21 protein-coding genes are annotated in these 13737 nt (G+C 61.3%); 7 read left to right on the plus strand and 14 right to left on the minus strand.

Annotated features, from left to right (window positions below):
• The first annotated feature begins 117 nt into the window (after positions 1-117).
• The gene (locus J3P73_RS37620; RefSeq protein WP_130655929.1) at positions 118-312 is read left to right on the plus strand and encodes a hypothetical protein; all 195 of its coding nucleotides are present in this window, start codon (positions 118-120) and stop codon (positions 310-312) included.
• Between the two features lie 102 nt (positions 313-414).
• On the opposite strand, the gene J3P73_RS17405 is transcribed toward J3P73_RS37620, so the two are convergent.
• A complete protein-coding gene (locus tag J3P73_RS17405; RefSeq protein ID WP_018074065.1) occupies positions 415-606 on the minus strand; it encodes a hypothetical protein in 192 nt (63 codons plus the stop codon).
• A 254-nt stretch (positions 607-860) separates the two neighbouring features.
• On the opposite strand from J3P73_RS17405, the gene J3P73_RS17410 reads away from it, so the two are divergent.
• On the plus strand, positions 861-1007 hold the full coding sequence (locus J3P73_RS17410) for a hypothetical protein (protein WP_003561157.1): 147 nt from the start codon (positions 861-863) through the stop codon (positions 1005-1007).
• Between the two features lie 162 nt (positions 1008-1169).
• Here J3P73_RS17410 and J3P73_RS17415 read toward each other — a convergent pair whose 3' ends face one another.
• On the minus strand, positions 1170-1721 hold the full coding sequence (locus J3P73_RS17415; RefSeq protein ID WP_130692293.1) for a hypothetical protein: 552 nt from the start codon (positions 1719-1721) through the stop codon (positions 1170-1172).
• Here J3P73_RS17415 and J3P73_RS17420 point away from each other — a divergent pair.
• Entirely contained in the window at positions 1711-1902 is a 192-nt protein-coding gene (locus J3P73_RS17420) for a hypothetical protein (RefSeq protein WP_130655931.1), read from the plus strand. The genes J3P73_RS17415 and J3P73_RS17420 overlap by 11 nt on opposite strands.
• Before the next feature lie 125 nt (positions 1903-2027).
• Positions 2028-2768: an SIMPL domain-containing protein gene (locus J3P73_RS17425; RefSeq protein ID WP_130692295.1), complete on the plus strand. Its 741-nt coding sequence runs from the start codon at positions 2028-2030 to the stop codon at positions 2766-2768.
• Between the two features lie 440 nt (positions 2769-3208).
• On the opposite strand, the gene J3P73_RS17430 is transcribed toward J3P73_RS17425, so the two are convergent.
• The 7 genes from J3P73_RS17430 to J3P73_RS17460 all read right to left on the minus strand — a co-directional run bounded on the left by J3P73_RS17430 (position 3209) and on the right by J3P73_RS17460 (position 8088).
• Positions 3209-3568, minus strand: a complete 360-nt coding sequence (locus tag J3P73_RS17430; RefSeq protein ID WP_130692297.1) for a hypothetical protein — start codon at positions 3566-3568, stop codon at positions 3209-3211.
• A 177-nt stretch (positions 3569-3745) separates the two neighbouring features.
• The gene (locus J3P73_RS17435) at positions 3746-4051 is read right to left on the minus strand and encodes a hypothetical protein (protein ID WP_130692299.1); all 306 of its coding nucleotides are present in this window, start codon (positions 4049-4051) and stop codon (positions 3746-3748) included.
• A 213-nt stretch (positions 4052-4264) separates the two neighbouring features.
• Positions 4265-4687, minus strand: a complete 423-nt coding sequence (locus tag J3P73_RS17440; protein WP_130692301.1) for a secondary thiamine-phosphate synthase enzyme YjbQ — start codon at positions 4685-4687, stop codon at positions 4265-4267.
• Between the two features lie 117 nt (positions 4688-4804).
• Positions 4805-5554 (minus strand): carbonic anhydrase, encoded by a 750-nt coding sequence (locus tag J3P73_RS17445; protein WP_130692303.1) that lies wholly within the window; start codon positions 5552-5554, stop codon positions 4805-4807.
• 176 nt (positions 5555-5730) lie between these two features.
• Complete coding sequence (locus J3P73_RS17450; protein ID WP_018074059.1) at positions 5731-6084, minus strand: DUF1428 domain-containing protein; 354 nt, start codon at positions 6082-6084, stop codon at positions 5731-5733.
• A 108-nt stretch (positions 6085-6192) separates the two neighbouring features.
• Positions 6193-6864 carry a DUF922 domain-containing Zn-dependent protease gene (locus J3P73_RS17455; protein WP_197726838.1) on the minus strand — a complete coding sequence of 224 codons (672 nt, stop codon included), beginning with the start codon at positions 6862-6864 and terminating at the stop codon, positions 6193-6195.
• A 3-nt stretch (positions 6865-6867) separates the two neighbouring features.
• On the minus strand, positions 6868-8088 hold the full coding sequence (locus J3P73_RS17460) for an MFS transporter (protein WP_130692305.1): 1221 nt from the start codon (positions 8086-8088) through the stop codon (positions 6868-6870).
• 236 nt (positions 8089-8324) lie between these two features.
• On the opposite strand from J3P73_RS17460, the gene J3P73_RS17465 reads away from it, so the two are divergent.
• Positions 8325-8792: an ester cyclase gene (locus tag J3P73_RS17465; protein ID WP_130692307.1), complete on the plus strand. Its 468-nt coding sequence runs from the start codon at positions 8325-8327 to the stop codon at positions 8790-8792.
• Entirely contained in the window at positions 8792-9718 is a 927-nt protein-coding gene (locus J3P73_RS17470; protein WP_130692309.1) for an NADP-dependent oxidoreductase, read from the plus strand. Before J3P73_RS17465 ends, J3P73_RS17470 begins: the two co-directional genes overlap by 1 nt.
• 140 nt (positions 9719-9858) lie before the next feature.
• Here the strand turns inward: J3P73_RS17470 and J3P73_RS17475 are convergent, their stop codons facing one another.
• Both J3P73_RS17475 and J3P73_RS17480 read right to left on the minus strand, forming a co-directional pair.
• On the minus strand, positions 9859-10794 hold the full coding sequence (locus J3P73_RS17475; RefSeq protein WP_130692311.1) for a LysR family transcriptional regulator: 936 nt from the start codon (positions 10792-10794) through the stop codon (positions 9859-9861).
• A gap of 78 nt (positions 10795-10872) precedes the next feature.
• The gene (locus J3P73_RS17480) at positions 10873-11592 is read right to left on the minus strand and encodes a Crp/Fnr family transcriptional regulator (RefSeq protein ID WP_130692313.1); all 720 of its coding nucleotides are present in this window, start codon (positions 11590-11592) and stop codon (positions 10873-10875) included.
• Positions 11593-11724: 132 nt separating this feature from the next.
• Between J3P73_RS17480 and J3P73_RS17485 the strand changes: the two genes are divergently transcribed.
• Positions 11725-11970 carry a DUF6894 family protein gene (locus J3P73_RS17485; protein ID WP_024319582.1) on the plus strand — a complete coding sequence of 82 codons (246 nt, stop codon included), beginning with the start codon at positions 11725-11727 and terminating at the stop codon, positions 11968-11970.
• Positions 11971-12129: 159 nt separating this feature from the next.
• Here J3P73_RS17485 and J3P73_RS17490 read toward each other — a convergent pair whose 3' ends face one another.
• From J3P73_RS17490 to J3P73_RS17500, 3 genes are all read right to left on the minus strand, one after another.
• Positions 12130-12372 carry a DUF6894 family protein gene (locus tag J3P73_RS17490; protein WP_018242968.1) on the minus strand — a complete coding sequence of 81 codons (243 nt, stop codon included), beginning with the start codon at positions 12370-12372 and terminating at the stop codon, positions 12130-12132.
• Between the two features lie 174 nt (positions 12373-12546).
• Positions 12547-12945 (minus strand): DUF427 domain-containing protein, encoded by a 399-nt coding sequence (locus tag J3P73_RS17495; protein ID WP_018074051.1) that lies wholly within the window; start codon positions 12943-12945, stop codon positions 12547-12549.
• A 97-nt stretch (positions 12946-13042) separates the two neighbouring features.
• Positions 13043-13735, minus strand: coding sequence for a B3/B4 domain-containing protein (locus tag J3P73_RS17500; RefSeq protein WP_130692315.1), 693 nt, complete (start codon positions 13733-13735; stop codon positions 13043-13045).
• Between the last annotated feature and the right edge of the window lie 2 nt (positions 13736-13737).

Raw genomic sequence — 13737 nt, forward strand, 5'->3', positions numbered from 1 at the left:
GACGTAGGGGTTTTCAGCCAATAACAAAATCTTGATCGACAACGACAGTTATCAGGACGCCCCATGGCCCTACTTGCCAGGATTATACGGACACTTTGGACAGTGAGGAGTGGGGAGATGCTTCAAACTCGCAAACTATTGGGGGCCATGACAGCCGCTTTCGTCATTGCCATGTCGGCATCGGCCTGCAGCACGAGCCCAAACGACTCGATACAAACGGGCTCGATCGGCTATACCGCTCATAGCGCTGACTTTGCCCTTCGGCCCGCCTGCCGCGATGGATTCGGCAATGATCGCCCATGCAGCTATTAGCGCTGGGAAATTAGAAGTCTGATTGCCGCGATAGCTCGCGCCGGCGATGGCCAGTAGCACACGACTTCGTCCGACGGCATCATGCTCGATCGGTGCACATTTTTAATAGCTACAAGAACGCCCATCGCTCGGCCTGAACCCACCACCACACGCCGGATTAAGCGGCTGACTCTCATAGTAACCGCCGCCGATCGACGAAGTCTGGTCGAGGCTTCCGGACGAAGTGCAAGCCGAAATGATCGTGGCAAGGCTGATCAGCGTTCCGGTCGCGACAAATGCGAAAAATCGGTTCATCTGAGCTTCTCCTTCGGAAGGGCATGGTTTTACCCCAAGCGGGCAATCTACCACGCCACGGCGAATGCAGACGAGGATTTATAGCGCAGACCGCTCTCGGCGGCCCGTTCTAACGCCAATGTGATCACCTTTTAGGCCAGCCGCTCTCCAGCCATGCACTGTCGCATAACTGTCATGCTAAATTGCCCATTGTTACGGCAGCCTGGGCAAAATATATGCTGCCGGCTAACAAAAAAAAGAATGAGTGAACTGCCATGAGTGCCATACATAAACTTTTCAACCGCAATCTCCTGACCCGCTTTGTCGCTGGTCTCGGTGCGGTTCCCCAGCGCATTCGCGACGCACGCGAAGAGCGCAAGCCCGCCATCCATCCATCCTTCATGGACGATTTCGGCGCCTAAAGCGCGTAGCGATCTTTTAGATTCCCTGCCCCGCTTTAGCTTTGGTTTTGCGCATCTCTTTATCGCAAAACCGCTCCACACATTTGCACGACATGCTTTGGCCATCCAAGGCATCCGCTCGCCGCCGGGTAAGATAACCCTCATCCCGGCTGGCGCGCATCCTCAGTTGACTGCGGGTGCGGCTGGTTCGCCCCAGCTGGAAATGGGTTGGCCGGCCTTGGTCGCCACCCTGATGTCGTAGAGCGCGAGCGAAGCCTGGAGCTGCCGCATATCGTTGCAGCGGTTGATGATGCCGCCGATATACCGCACGCAGTCGCTGGCGCTGCCCTGCACGGAGCCCGTGGCCCAATCCTTGACGATCCCGTCGGCGCCCACCAGGAAATAGGAAAGCCGGTTGTTCTGCGAAATCGTGGAACTGCCGACCAGACCGGCGAAATTCGTGCCGGTCTCGGTCTGAGCGCCAGGCGCCATATGCCGGTAGATCGTCATGCCGTTCTTCAAGGGCGTTGCGCCGATCATCGGCCCGAAGGTCGCTTCGGAGCCGGAAAGCCGCGCCATTGGCGACTGGCCAAGATTGGCGACTTCTGTATAGGGCTTGCCCAGCGAATAGCTGGTGTAAGAGCGGTTGGCGGCGTTCTCCGCCTTTTCCGCCACTTGAGAGCACCCCGCCAGACCGATGGCGAGGCTGATCGAAAGAATTGCCATGAAGCGCATGCTGCCCCTTTTGCCGGCCGCAGTACGCGGCCGCCGCTTGTTCCTTAACCCGCCGTATTTGCTATCAGGTTTGCAGGATTTGGGAAGCGTTGCCAAGTCGGCGTGCGGAGAGGAGCATTATTTGCCGGTGTCCGGCGTTTCTGATCCGGGCATTGTGATGATGATCAGTGCCGCCGTGTGAGCCCCCTCTCCTCGTTACTCCACATTTTTCTCTCGCTACACATGCGCCTGTCTTTTCCGCCGCAATAGCTTCACAATCAACCGACAGAAAGCTGTTCAGGGAAACGACAACCAAGGAATGAAAACATGGCGCCGAACTATACCAGAACTGTCCTGATGACCGCCCTTTTGGCGCTGCCGCTCACCGCCGCAGCGCCCGCCTTCGGGCAGGAGATGAAGCCGCGTGAGCCGGTGATTTCGGTGACCGGCGATGGCGAATCGTCCATCGCTCCCGATATGGCCGTCGTCAATCTCGCCGTCGTCAAACAGGCGAAAACCGCCCGCGAAGCGCTCGATGAGAACAACAAGGCGATGAACGACGTGCTTGCCGCGCTGAAGGGCGGCGGCATCGCCGAGCGCGATCTGCAGACCTCGGGCTTTTCCATCCAGCCGCAATACAACTATCCGCAGCCGGTCGACGGCCAGCAGCAGCAGCCGCAGCTGATCGGCTACCAGACCATCAATTCGATCACCGTCAGGCTGCGCGATCTCGCCAAGCTCGGCGCGGTGATCGACCAGTCCGTCAGCCTCGGGATCAACCAGGGTGGCGATATCCAGTTTACCAACGACAAGCCGGACGCCGTGATCGACGAGGCGCGCAAGAATGCTGTCGCCAGTGCCGTCAAGAAGGCGAAGACGCTGAGTGAAGCCGCCGGCGTCAAGCTCGGCCGCATTCTCGAGATCAACGAGAATGTGCCGCGCGCGATGCCGCAGCCGGTCTATCGCGCCACCATGATGAAGGAGGCCTCCGACGCTGCCGTTCCCGTCCAGAGCGGCGAGAACAATTACAATGTCAGCGTCACCGTGACCTTTGCCATCGAGCAGTAAAATGAAAGCGCCGCGCGTCTTTTCAGGCGCACGGCGCTCGGTTCAATGTCATCTTCTGCTCCTCGGCCCGAGAGAACGCCGATGCCGGCCCCTCATCCGGCTGCCGCCACCGTAAACGGGGCGAAGGGGATATGCCGCGACCTCTCCATTCCCCACTCACCTCTCACAGGGCACGTCCCCTCTCCCCGTTTTTACGGGGAGAGGGTTAGGGTGAGGGGCAGCCCTTGGCGCGAACCAGACGGGCGTGGGACAGGGCCGGGGATGACGCCGGGGAAAGAGCGAGGTTGTCATAAAACTGAACGCCGCGCGTCTTTCCAGACGCGCAAAGGACGCTGTAACACTTTGAATTGCTGCATAATTTTATCCCTAAATCGATTCCGATTTAGGGAATTATGCAGTGCCGCCGCATCGGGGAGACGAGGCGGTATTCTACCTTGATATCAGCGGCGCAGGGCGGGGCAACCGCGCACATTGCCGAAGCTCATCTCATCGGGGCCGCGACGCGTCCAGCCCTGGACGATGACGCGGCGCGGCGTGATGTCGACAACCCGGGCGCGGCGGAAGCCGTAATCGCGAGCAAGGTTTTCGGCGAGCTGCGGATTGCAGCCGCGCGACGGGCGGCCGTAGCCCTGAGGCGGACGGTCATAACCCGGAGGCGGACGGCGGTAATCCTGCGGCGGACCACGGTCCGGCTCACCAATAATGATATTCAACTGGGCGGCAGCCGGGGCCACCGTGCCGGCCAGGGTACCGGCTGTCAGCATGGCGGCAAGACCCGCCTTTGCGAGAAACTGCATCATCGAAAAACCTTTCGTTTGAAAGTCGGGCCGGTCAAGCCGCCCTCCCCATTAGTCCGCAATACGCCGAAGCGTCATTTGGGAATCACTCATACAGGTCAGAGAAGAGACGGCGGAAAGTGTCAGCGTCAAGGCAAAAACGGACCGGAAGCGCCGCATCGGCGCCTCCGGCCGCAGTCCTCAGCGCCGGATCAGCGGGCAGCCGCGGACATTCGCGAAGGTAATCCTGTCCCAGCCGCGGCGTTCGCGCCCGGCAACGACGACGACCCGCGGCGACATGCGGGTGATGCGGGCATCGCGCAGGCCGAAATCACGCGCCTTGCGTACTGCATGCATCGGCGAGCAACCGCGGATCGGACGATGGTATTGCGCCTCGACGATAAAGCTCGTCTGCGGACCTGCGGCGGCGGCGGTGGAAACAGTGGCCGGAATGGAGCAGAGGGCGAGCAATGCGGCAAGCGAAGCCTTGGTCAGGAAATGCGTCATGGGGTGTCTCCGTCGATTGGTATTACCTAAGCTCTCCCTTCAGGGATTGTTTCGACAGTAACCGCCGCAAACTGAACGGTGTTCGAACCGGGCATTCAGTGTGCATTCACAAGAGCATGATGCCGAAAAGTGTGAGCGGTTTTAGGACGACATCATGCCCTCCCTCTTCGATTTAGAACCGGATGGTCATCCGGATCTGGAATTAATCCGATTTCAGGTGCCGAGATGCAGCACGATTTCGCGCCGGTGCGGCCGGTCGCGATGTTCGTAGAGATAGATACCCTGCCAGGTGCCAAGCATCAGCCGCCCCCTGGCAACGGGAACGCCGATCGAGACCTGCGTCAGCGCCGCCTTGATATGGGCCGGCATGTCGTCCGGCCCCTCTGCCCTGTGCACGATCCAGCCCATGTCGGGATCGGAGGCAGGTGGCACGAGGCGGCGGAAGAAGGAGAGAAGATCGGTGCGCACATCGGGATCGGCATTTTCCTGGATCAGCAGCGAACAGGACGTGTGGCGCACGAAGACCGTGAGAAGCCCCTCCTCCCGCCCCGACGCGCTGACGAAGGCCTCCGCCTCACCGGTGAATTCGTAAAGGCCCTGTCCGCGTGTGGACAGAGTGAGGATCGTCTGGGGCAAGGCGCTCTCCCGCTTCGAGATGACATGTCTCGCGAGTTGGCGCGCTGCTTGCCGCAAGTCAAGCTCGCGTGTGCTCGCGCGGGCAAGTCAAGCTTGCGTGGGAAGTCGATGATCGCTTCAGAAAGAAGAGAGGATGAAGCGCCGGTTAGCGGCAAGCACGGGCCGGGCATTCATCGGATAGAGCGTCGTGAAGGCTCCTATATCCCTTTCGTCGACCTCCATCGGCTGCCTGAGCACCATCCAATCGACAATCTCGCTGCAAGGCGGTGTCGTCAGCGACCCCTCATAGGACCAATAGGTGAGCTCTTTCGGCAGCAGGCCGTTTGGGTCGACATCGACCGCAGCCTCGCCGCCTGCCGTTTTCGGAAAGGCGGCCGCCAGCCGCGAGAAGCCGGGATTGGCGGCACCCGGCGTCACGAATACACCAAGCACCCCAAGCGTGCCGGTCTCCTTGTGCCTGTGGACGAAATGCGCCTCCATCGGGAAGCTCCTGCCGTCGACATGATGTTCGCTCGGCGCATGGAAATGATACTGCAGCAGCTCGTAGCTGTTGCCGGCCCGCGAAAGCCGGCTGCCACCAGGCATGTTGACCTGCATCGTGTGGCCGTTGTTGACGATCCTGCCACCGGCCTTCCAGTCGATCGCAATCGGCGGAAGCTCCGCCTTGACAGCACCGGTCAGATCGAGCGGCGATTGCTGCGAGCCGGCTGAACAGGCGGTATTCTCCGGTGCCATCGCGCCCCAGTGGTCCGGGCCTGACTGGCCCTCGTAGCTCCAATGCGCACCTTCGGCGGCAAAGCCGGCGCTAGCACAGGCCGGGCAGGCGCCAAGCACGATCAGTCCCTTGATGAAATCACGTCGCTGCATGTCCGTCCCCCCACGGTGGCAGCCGGCGGCCTGCCGAGCCCAGCGGAGCGATTATGCGCTCGCGCAAGGCAGAAGGGAACATGGGAGGCCAAGCATCCTGCCATTCGAGCGTCTGGCCTGAAGTCTTGCATGCGCATCGTCATTCCTGAGCGGCGGCAGAGTTTGGAAGTCAAGCTTCAAAGCTTGAGCAGCGTCTCGAAGCCGCCGTAGATCATCCGCTTGCCGTCGAACGGCATCTGCCACTGGTCGCCCTTGAGCCTGGGATCATCCATCACCTTGGCATTGATATCGTCGCGCTCCTGGCGTGAGCCGTAGACGATCCAGGAAAACACCACCACCTCGTCCTCCTTCGCCTGCACGGCCCGGGGAAACGAGGTCAGCTCTCCATAAGGCACGTCGTCGCCGATGCATTCGACATATTCGAGCGCGCCATATTCCTTCCAGATCGAGCCCGCAAAGGTCGAGAATTCCTTGTAGGCCTCGATATTCCCTTTCGGCACCGCCACGATGAAACCATCGACATAGGACATCTCGTTCCTCCTTTGCGCGTCGTTATCGTGGAGGAGATAGGAGACTTGCCAAACGGGTCCAGTCCGCTGCCGAGCGGCTACCGCGCGCGCTTATCAGCCTCCTGGCGATCAGGGCCCATTCACCAGCTTGAGGATGAGCTGCTGGATATTGCCGCCGTCACCCATTTCGATCTTGTCGAAGTCACGGCCGCGCTGGCGCTGTCTTTGGGAGATCTCGCCGAGCCGCCGGGTCAGCTCGATCCTGACCTTCTTGCAATCAGGATCATCAGCAACGGTGAGGCCGATGCTCGTCGCCTCGATTTCCTTGACCATCTCCTTGATGGTCTCGCCGTGCACCCGCTCATGCGCCTGCACGCCTGATATGAAGGCCTCCCAGCTGCTCTTCACGGCGGCTGGCAGCGCGGCAGATGGTTTCGGCAGCGTATAGGTGATGATGAGCTTTGGCCGGTTGGTCACGATAACGCAGGCATTTCCCTGCGGTTCGTATTTCCTGGTCCAGGTCAGCTTGAACGTCGTATGCGCGATTGCCCGGCCGAAGCCGCTCGCCTCCGGCCCACGCTCGCCGATCGATGCATAGAGCCCGGCCCCCGACGTGCCTGATATCGAATAGGGCCGCACCTCTTCGACCGCCTGCCACTCGGCCAGCGCCACGGCCGGCACCGACGTGAAAACCGCCGCAAGCACATAGGATAGAAAATTTGTCGTCACGCGCGGCTCCGCCGAATGATGTTTCGGGCCGAACCTAACGGGAGCGGTCGCCGCTTTCAACGCGTCATGCATGCGCTAGCCCTGCAGCGTCTTGACCTTGGTGAGATCCGGGAAGAGCCGCATCCACAGGAGCACAACGACGATCGTACCGAGCCCGCCGACAAAGCCCGTGGCGACCGGCCCAAGCGCTGCCGCCATCATGCCGGATTCGAATTCCCCGAGCTGGTTGGAGGTGCCGATGAACAGCGAGTTGACGGCACTGACGCGGCCGCGCATTTCGTCCGGTGTCAGCAGCTGCACCAGCGAGCTGCGCACCACGACGCTCACCGTATCGGACGCGCCGACGACAAGCAGTGCCACGACGGAAAGCGCGATATTGGTGGAGAGCGAGAAGACGATGATGGCGACGCCGAACACGGCGACGGCGGCAAGCATCTTGCGCCCGACATTGCTCTCGAGCGGCCGGCGGGCAAGCACGATCGACATGGCGAGCGCGCCGATCGCCGGCGCCGCGCGCAGCAGGCCGAGCCCCCATGGGCCGGCATGCAGGATATCGCGGGCAAACATCGGCAGCAGCGCGGTGGCGCCGCCGAGCAGCACCGCGAAAAGATCGAGCGAAATCGTGCCGAGCATCACCGGCCGGCTGCGGATGAAGGAGACGCCGGCAAAGACCGAGGCTAATGTTACCGGCTCGCGCTTGGCAGGGCTCCATTGCATCCGGATCGAGATGACGTTGAAACTCGCAACGGCAAAAAGCAGCGCTGCTATAGCAAAGGGCGCGACGGGGTGCAGGCCATAAAGCAGGCCGCCGAGCGAGGGGCCGATGATCAGCGCCGTCTGCATCATCGAGGTCGAGGTTGCAACCGCCTTCTGCAGCATCGAGGCCGGCACGATGTTCGGCAGCAGCGCCGCCATGGTCGGGCGCTCGAAGGCGACGACGGCCCCGAGCACCGTGACGGCGGCGAGGATGCCGGCCGGCGTCAGCCATTGCTGCCAGGTGGCGATCGCCAGCACCAGCGCCGTCGCCGCCTCGATCAACTGGCAGACAAGCCCGATGCGCCGCCGGTCGAACCGGTCGGCGACATGGCCGACGACGAAGGTCAGCACCGCCATCGGCAGGAACTGGCAGAAGCCGACGAGGCCGAGCGCAAAGGCGCTGTGCGTCTGGTCGTAGATCATCCATCCCATGGCGATGCCAATGGACTGGAAGGAGAGCGAGGAAAAAACGCGGGAGGCAGCGAAGTTCAGATAGCCGGGGTGGCGAAGAACGCTCCCCGGTCCTTGGGATATGTCCATTGCGATGTCACCGGCCGGCTGCGGTCGCGCCAGCCTTATAAGGAGTTTAGGAAGGTCGGAGCGGTGTTCTGCCCGAATGGACGATTTGTCAATCGCAATGCGCAGCAGCCGCCGGTTTGTATTGGTCCCAGCCCGTCGGCATATCAATTATCAATGATAACTCATATCGCATATCGATTTCCGATATGACGGCCGCATGCCCTAACCTCCTCTTGTCATAAACAAAGAGGCTCTCGATGACCTTCGATACAACCGCAAGCGCACTGACTGCAGGTCAGCATGCAACGCTTGAAACCTTCTACGGCGCCTTCACGCGCAAGAACCCCGATCTTCTCGACGAAGCCGTCACATCAGACTGGCAGGATATTCCGCTGGCACCGGGCCAGGGTCCGGGGCCAGCTGGACTGAAGCCGATCATCCTCGGCTTCATCGGGTCCCTGCCGGATGTGGAGATCTTGGTCGACGAAGTGATCGGCTTCAACGACCGCGCCGGCGTTCGCGCCCGTATTGTCGGCACCCAGCGCGGCGCGCTTTTCGGCATTCCGGCGACGAACCGCCGGATCGAGATCGCGCTCCATGAATTCCACCGCTTCGAAGGCGACAGGATCTCCCATACCTGGCATCTCGAGGACTGGTTCGGCATGTTGCACCAGCTCGGCGCCTGGCCGCCGAAGACGACGTCCCTTCATCCGGAGAGCGCGTGATGAAGACCGCCCGCGTCCATGCCTATGGCGCACTCGACGATATCCGGATCGAGGATGTGTCCGAGCCGGTACCCGGCCTTGACGAGGTGCTCATCCGCGTCGAGGCAGCCGCCCTCAATCCAATGGATAACAAGCTGCTTGCCGGATATCTGAAGGACTTCTTCCCCCTCGCCTTCCCTTATACGCTGGGGACCGATCTCGTCGGAACGGTGGTTGCAACCGGCCCGCTCGTCGCCACCGTCAGCCCGGGTGACAGGGTGATCGCGCGCACCGATCCGGCAAGCGGCGGCGCCTTTGCCGAACTGGCGGCCGTGCCTGCCCGACTGGTCGTTCCGGTTTCGGCCGATCTGCCGCTCGCAAGCCTCGCCGGCCTGCCGACCGCTGCAGCCAGCGCCTGGCAGGCGCTGTTCGAGGCCGCAGCGGTCCAGCCCGGTCAATCGGTTCTGGTCCATGCCGGCGCCGGTGGCGTCGGCAGTTTCGCCGTTCAGCTCGCAAAGCGTGCCGGCGCGTCTGTGACGGCGACAGCCTCTGCGGCCAATCTCGACCTCGTCCACTCGCTTGGCGCCAACCAGGTGATCGATTATCGCAACCAGGATTTTACTGCCTTCACTGGGGCCGTCGACCTGGTGATCGACACGGTCGGCGGCGAAACGCTGGAGCGCTCGCTCGGCATCATCCGCCCCGGCGGAAAACTCATCGGCCTTTCCGCACCGTTCGACACCGAAGGGCCGAAGGCGCGCGGCATCGATGCGCAGTTTCTCTTTCATGAGAGCGATGCCGGCCGCCTGGCCGCAGTGGCAGCACTTGCCGCCGATGGTCGTCTCCACAGCGTCATCGGCCAGGAGTTCGCCCTTGCAAGCACGGTCGAGGCTTTGCGGTCTCTGTCGAAGGGCGGCGCCCGCGGCAAGACACTTGTCAGACCCTAGAACAGGATGATTTTAGGCCTGTTCGGCCTAAAATCTGAATCCTGTTCTGAATTAAAGAGTTAGAGCATGATGTCGCCCGAAAACCGCTCACACTTTTCGGCATCATGCTCTAAACCAGCCGGCTGATCCCAAAGGCGGGATCAGCGCAATTCCTCGGACTGATCCTGTTTCGCGGCCGCGACGGAGCGGATCAGTTCGCGGAACCACTGCTGCCCGACATGGGAATCGTTGCGGCGATGCCATGACAGCGCAAAGGAGACCGGCAGCAGTTCGATCGGCGGCTTGTGGATCGACAGCCGGGCGCGGCTGTCCGAGATCTCGACGATGCCGCGCATCAGCGTGGCGACGAGATCGGTCTCGGCGACGATCGCCGGCGCCGCATACATTTGCGGCAGTGTCAGGCCGAGCCTGCGGCGCAGACCGAATTCCGAAAGCTTCCGGTCGACATGGCCATAACGATCGCCTTCCGGGGATACGAGCAGGTGGTCGAGACCGACGAAGGTTTCGAGATCGAGGCTCTTTGCCGCCGACGGATGATCGACGCGGACGATCGAAACGAAGCTCTCCTCGAAAAGCAGTCGGGAAAGGATGCGCGGCGACGAGGAGACCGGCACGCCGACCGCCGCATCCACCTCTCCGGCATCGAGCATTTCCACCGCCCTTTCGCGGGCGACGAAACCTTTGACGTCGACGCTGATATTCGGCGCGGCCTGCCTGATCGCCGCCAGCAGCTTCGGCAGAAGCGCGAAGGCTGGGTGTTCGGAAAGACCGAGCCGGAACGAAGCCGATGACGACCGCGGATCGAAAACGCCACTGAAAGCCAGCGCCTCTTGCGCATGCCGCAGAGATTTTCCGATCGGCTCGGCCAGATCGAGCGCACGCGGTGTCGGCTCCAATCCGCTCGGACTGCGCACGAAGAGCTCATCCTGAAAAAGCTGCCGTAACCTGGCAAGTGCTGCACTCATCGCCGGCTGGGTGCGGCCGATGCGGGCGCCGGCCCGGGTGACGCTGCGCTCCGCCATGATCGCGTCGAAGGCGACGAGGAGGTTGAGATCGACCGCTTGAAGATTATTCATGGTGTGGATGATCCCGGTGAATGACTATCGACCGGGATCATGTTGAAAGCCCTCTTCATATGCAAGAACCGTCGACGTTTAGCGCGGTTCCCTGGAAATACTGAGATAGCCGGGATCGAATTCGGCGATTTCCTGGAGGCGTTCCCAATCGACGATGGTGATCGTCCGGTTCTCCCAGGTGAACACGCCCTCGCGCCTCAGCGCCTGCAGCGTCTTGTTCAGGTGGACGACGGAAACGCCGAGCACGTCGGCCATCTCGATCTGCGTCAACGGAAACTGGAAGCTTGCGCCGCGCGTCCGCTTCACCACCTGCAGCCGCACGAAGAGTTCGCAGACGAGATGGGCAATACGAGCGCGCTTGGAGCGCCGGCCCATGGCGACGATCCACTCGCGGTGGATGGCGCCATCGACCAGCGTGTCGAGCCAGAGCAGCCGCGTGAGGTGCGGCATGCGTTCGGTGATCGCCCTGAGGTCGGCGTGATCGGCGAAGGCAACATGGCAGGATGACAGCGCAACGATGCCGTGATCCATCTTCTTGATCGGGAAAGCATGCAGATCGACGAAATCGCCGGCGACATGCAGTGCGGTGATCTGGCGACTGCCATCGGCCATCACCTTGTAGCGCGCCGCAAAACCATCGAGCAGCAGCGTGCTGTAACCCGGCCTGCTCCCTTCGGAGACGAGATCCTCCCCGGCAGCAAAATACCTGTCTTTGACGATGATCGCTCTGAGACGGCTTTCCTCTTCGGCCGACAAAACATCGCGGCTGCCAAGATTGAGCAGCAGGGATTCAATCACGGGTTTGCCCGCCGATATCGCAAGAGTTCCTGACCATTTCGATGCGACCTGTATTTTCTATAAGAATCAATGCTTAGCCTCTGGAACAATTGTCTTCATCTGTGATTTCTCCTGTGACGCGCAGGAAAAAACATGGCTCGCTACTATTTCGATCTACACAACGGGGAAGGTCCCACGCGCGACGAGCACGGCACCGAGCTCAAATCTCGTGAAGACATTCCGAAAGAGCTGACCCGCATCCTGCTGGATGTGGCCCGCGACGAATTGCCGGCGGGCGATCGCATGACGATCGCCATCACCGTTCGCGACGAAAGCGGCGATCCGGTCACGGTTGCCAGCCTCATCTTCCACAATGAATGGCTCGACGTCTTACGATAGCGGCTGCGGTTTAAGGGCTGCCGCCGATCACTCCTACGCATCAATCCGACTCGGTCGATTGGCGCGACGCTAAGACCCGCCTTCATAGCCGGCAATTAAATTTGACATAGTTTTTTGATTGCTTTGGCTTGATCGACAGGCATTCACAGGTCGGCGTGCCTATCGTGGCTGTTTTGCAATTTCTTCGAGAATCAGCCGGATTTCTGCGAGCGGTCGCCGGCTTTCATCGAAGAGTTCCACCGACATCATATTCAGAGGTGCCGCCGGCAAGCCTTCGGTGGCCATCTCCGCCAACACGCGCCGTGCCTCGGCTTTCGCAGCTTCGATGGATTCAAAATCATAGGCCGTCTCGGTCGTCCCGGCGCCATCACGATCGAAGAGCTGAAAATAGAATTTTGGCACGACACATCCCCTGCAGCAATTCCGGCAAAGTGCGCAGCGGTTTTGCATCCGGAATTGCACAAACAAAAGCCAGAGCATTTCCGTGATTCGGAGAAACAGAAATGCTCCAGGTGATCCTAACGGTCCGGCGGACAACATGTTCCGCCGGAACGGGTTTCCGTGTCATGCGTACCGTCAGAAGGCGCCGGCTTCCGGAGAGGCCATCTCCTCGATAGCGTCGACGCGGTCGGGATAGAAGGCGAGATGATCCTTGATGCTGCTGACCGCGGCATTCGGCGCCTCGTAGGTCCAGACGGCATTCTTCGAGCGCTCGCCGCCCGGAATGATGCTGTAATAGGAAGCGTCGCCCTTATAGGGGCAATGGCTGCTATGGTCGGTGCGTTGTAGCAGCGACATGTCCACATCCCTGCGCGGAATATATTGCACCGGCGGATAGGAGGCCTCGCACAGCGTCAGCGCATCGCGCGTATCGGCAATCGTCTTGCCGCCGAGCGTGACGACGACGCGGGAGGGATTGTGCTCGACGGTGATCGGATGATCCGGCCCCGGAATCTTGAACGACTTATCTGACATCGGGTTCGTCTCCAGAAGCTATCGATCGCATAGAGATAGGGCGGGCATGCGGCCGGCCCAAGGCCCCGAACGCAGCTTTCCCTGAAACGCTGCGCCCTTAGAATTCGAAACGCGGCGATACAAAGCTCAGCATCGCCGTTTTCGGCGTCGCCGGCCAGTGACGTGCAAGCGCATCTGCAGCTGTTTCGACCAGCCTGGCGATGTCGTCGCCGGCGGAGACGTGCAGGGCCTCGGCAACGATCAGCACCGAGCGCGTGGTCTCCCGCACCGCCGAAAGCCCGCTCTGCCGGTTCGTCCAGCGCCGCGCATGCGCGTTCTCCCCGGCATCTGCGAAGATCACTTCGTTCGGCTCGGGATGTTCGATTTCGCCGCCAAAGGTCAGATAGGTCTCGTCACCCCTCGCCCGCCGGACCTGGAGATCGCCAACGATCCTTTCAGCATCGAAGACGGCGACCGGAATGGCGAAGGCAAGTGAAATCGCATTGCAGAGATCGATGAGCGGATGCAGGCGCGGCAGCGCATGTTCCTGGCGGAAGCGGCGCAGCAGCGCTTCGGAAGCGCAGCGATATTGCGTCGGCTTCAGCCCCATGCGGGAAAAGCCGCGTCGCCAGGCCTGGATTTCGGGGAATTCGCCTTCCTGCGCTTGCGTCAGCCGGGCCTCGGCGATCGCGTTGAAGTCTGCGATCGCCGCCTCGACATCGGCATCCGCATGGATCCCTCCCGCATGCAGCGCGCCGGCGCGAAGCTCCGGAAAGGCCTGCCATACGGCATCGGAATGGCTGAACTGCATGA

The organism is Rhizobium ruizarguesonis (assembly GCF_017357285.1).
Classification (GTDB): Bacteria; Pseudomonadota; Alphaproteobacteria; order Rhizobiales; family Rhizobiaceae; genus Rhizobium; species Rhizobium ruizarguesonis.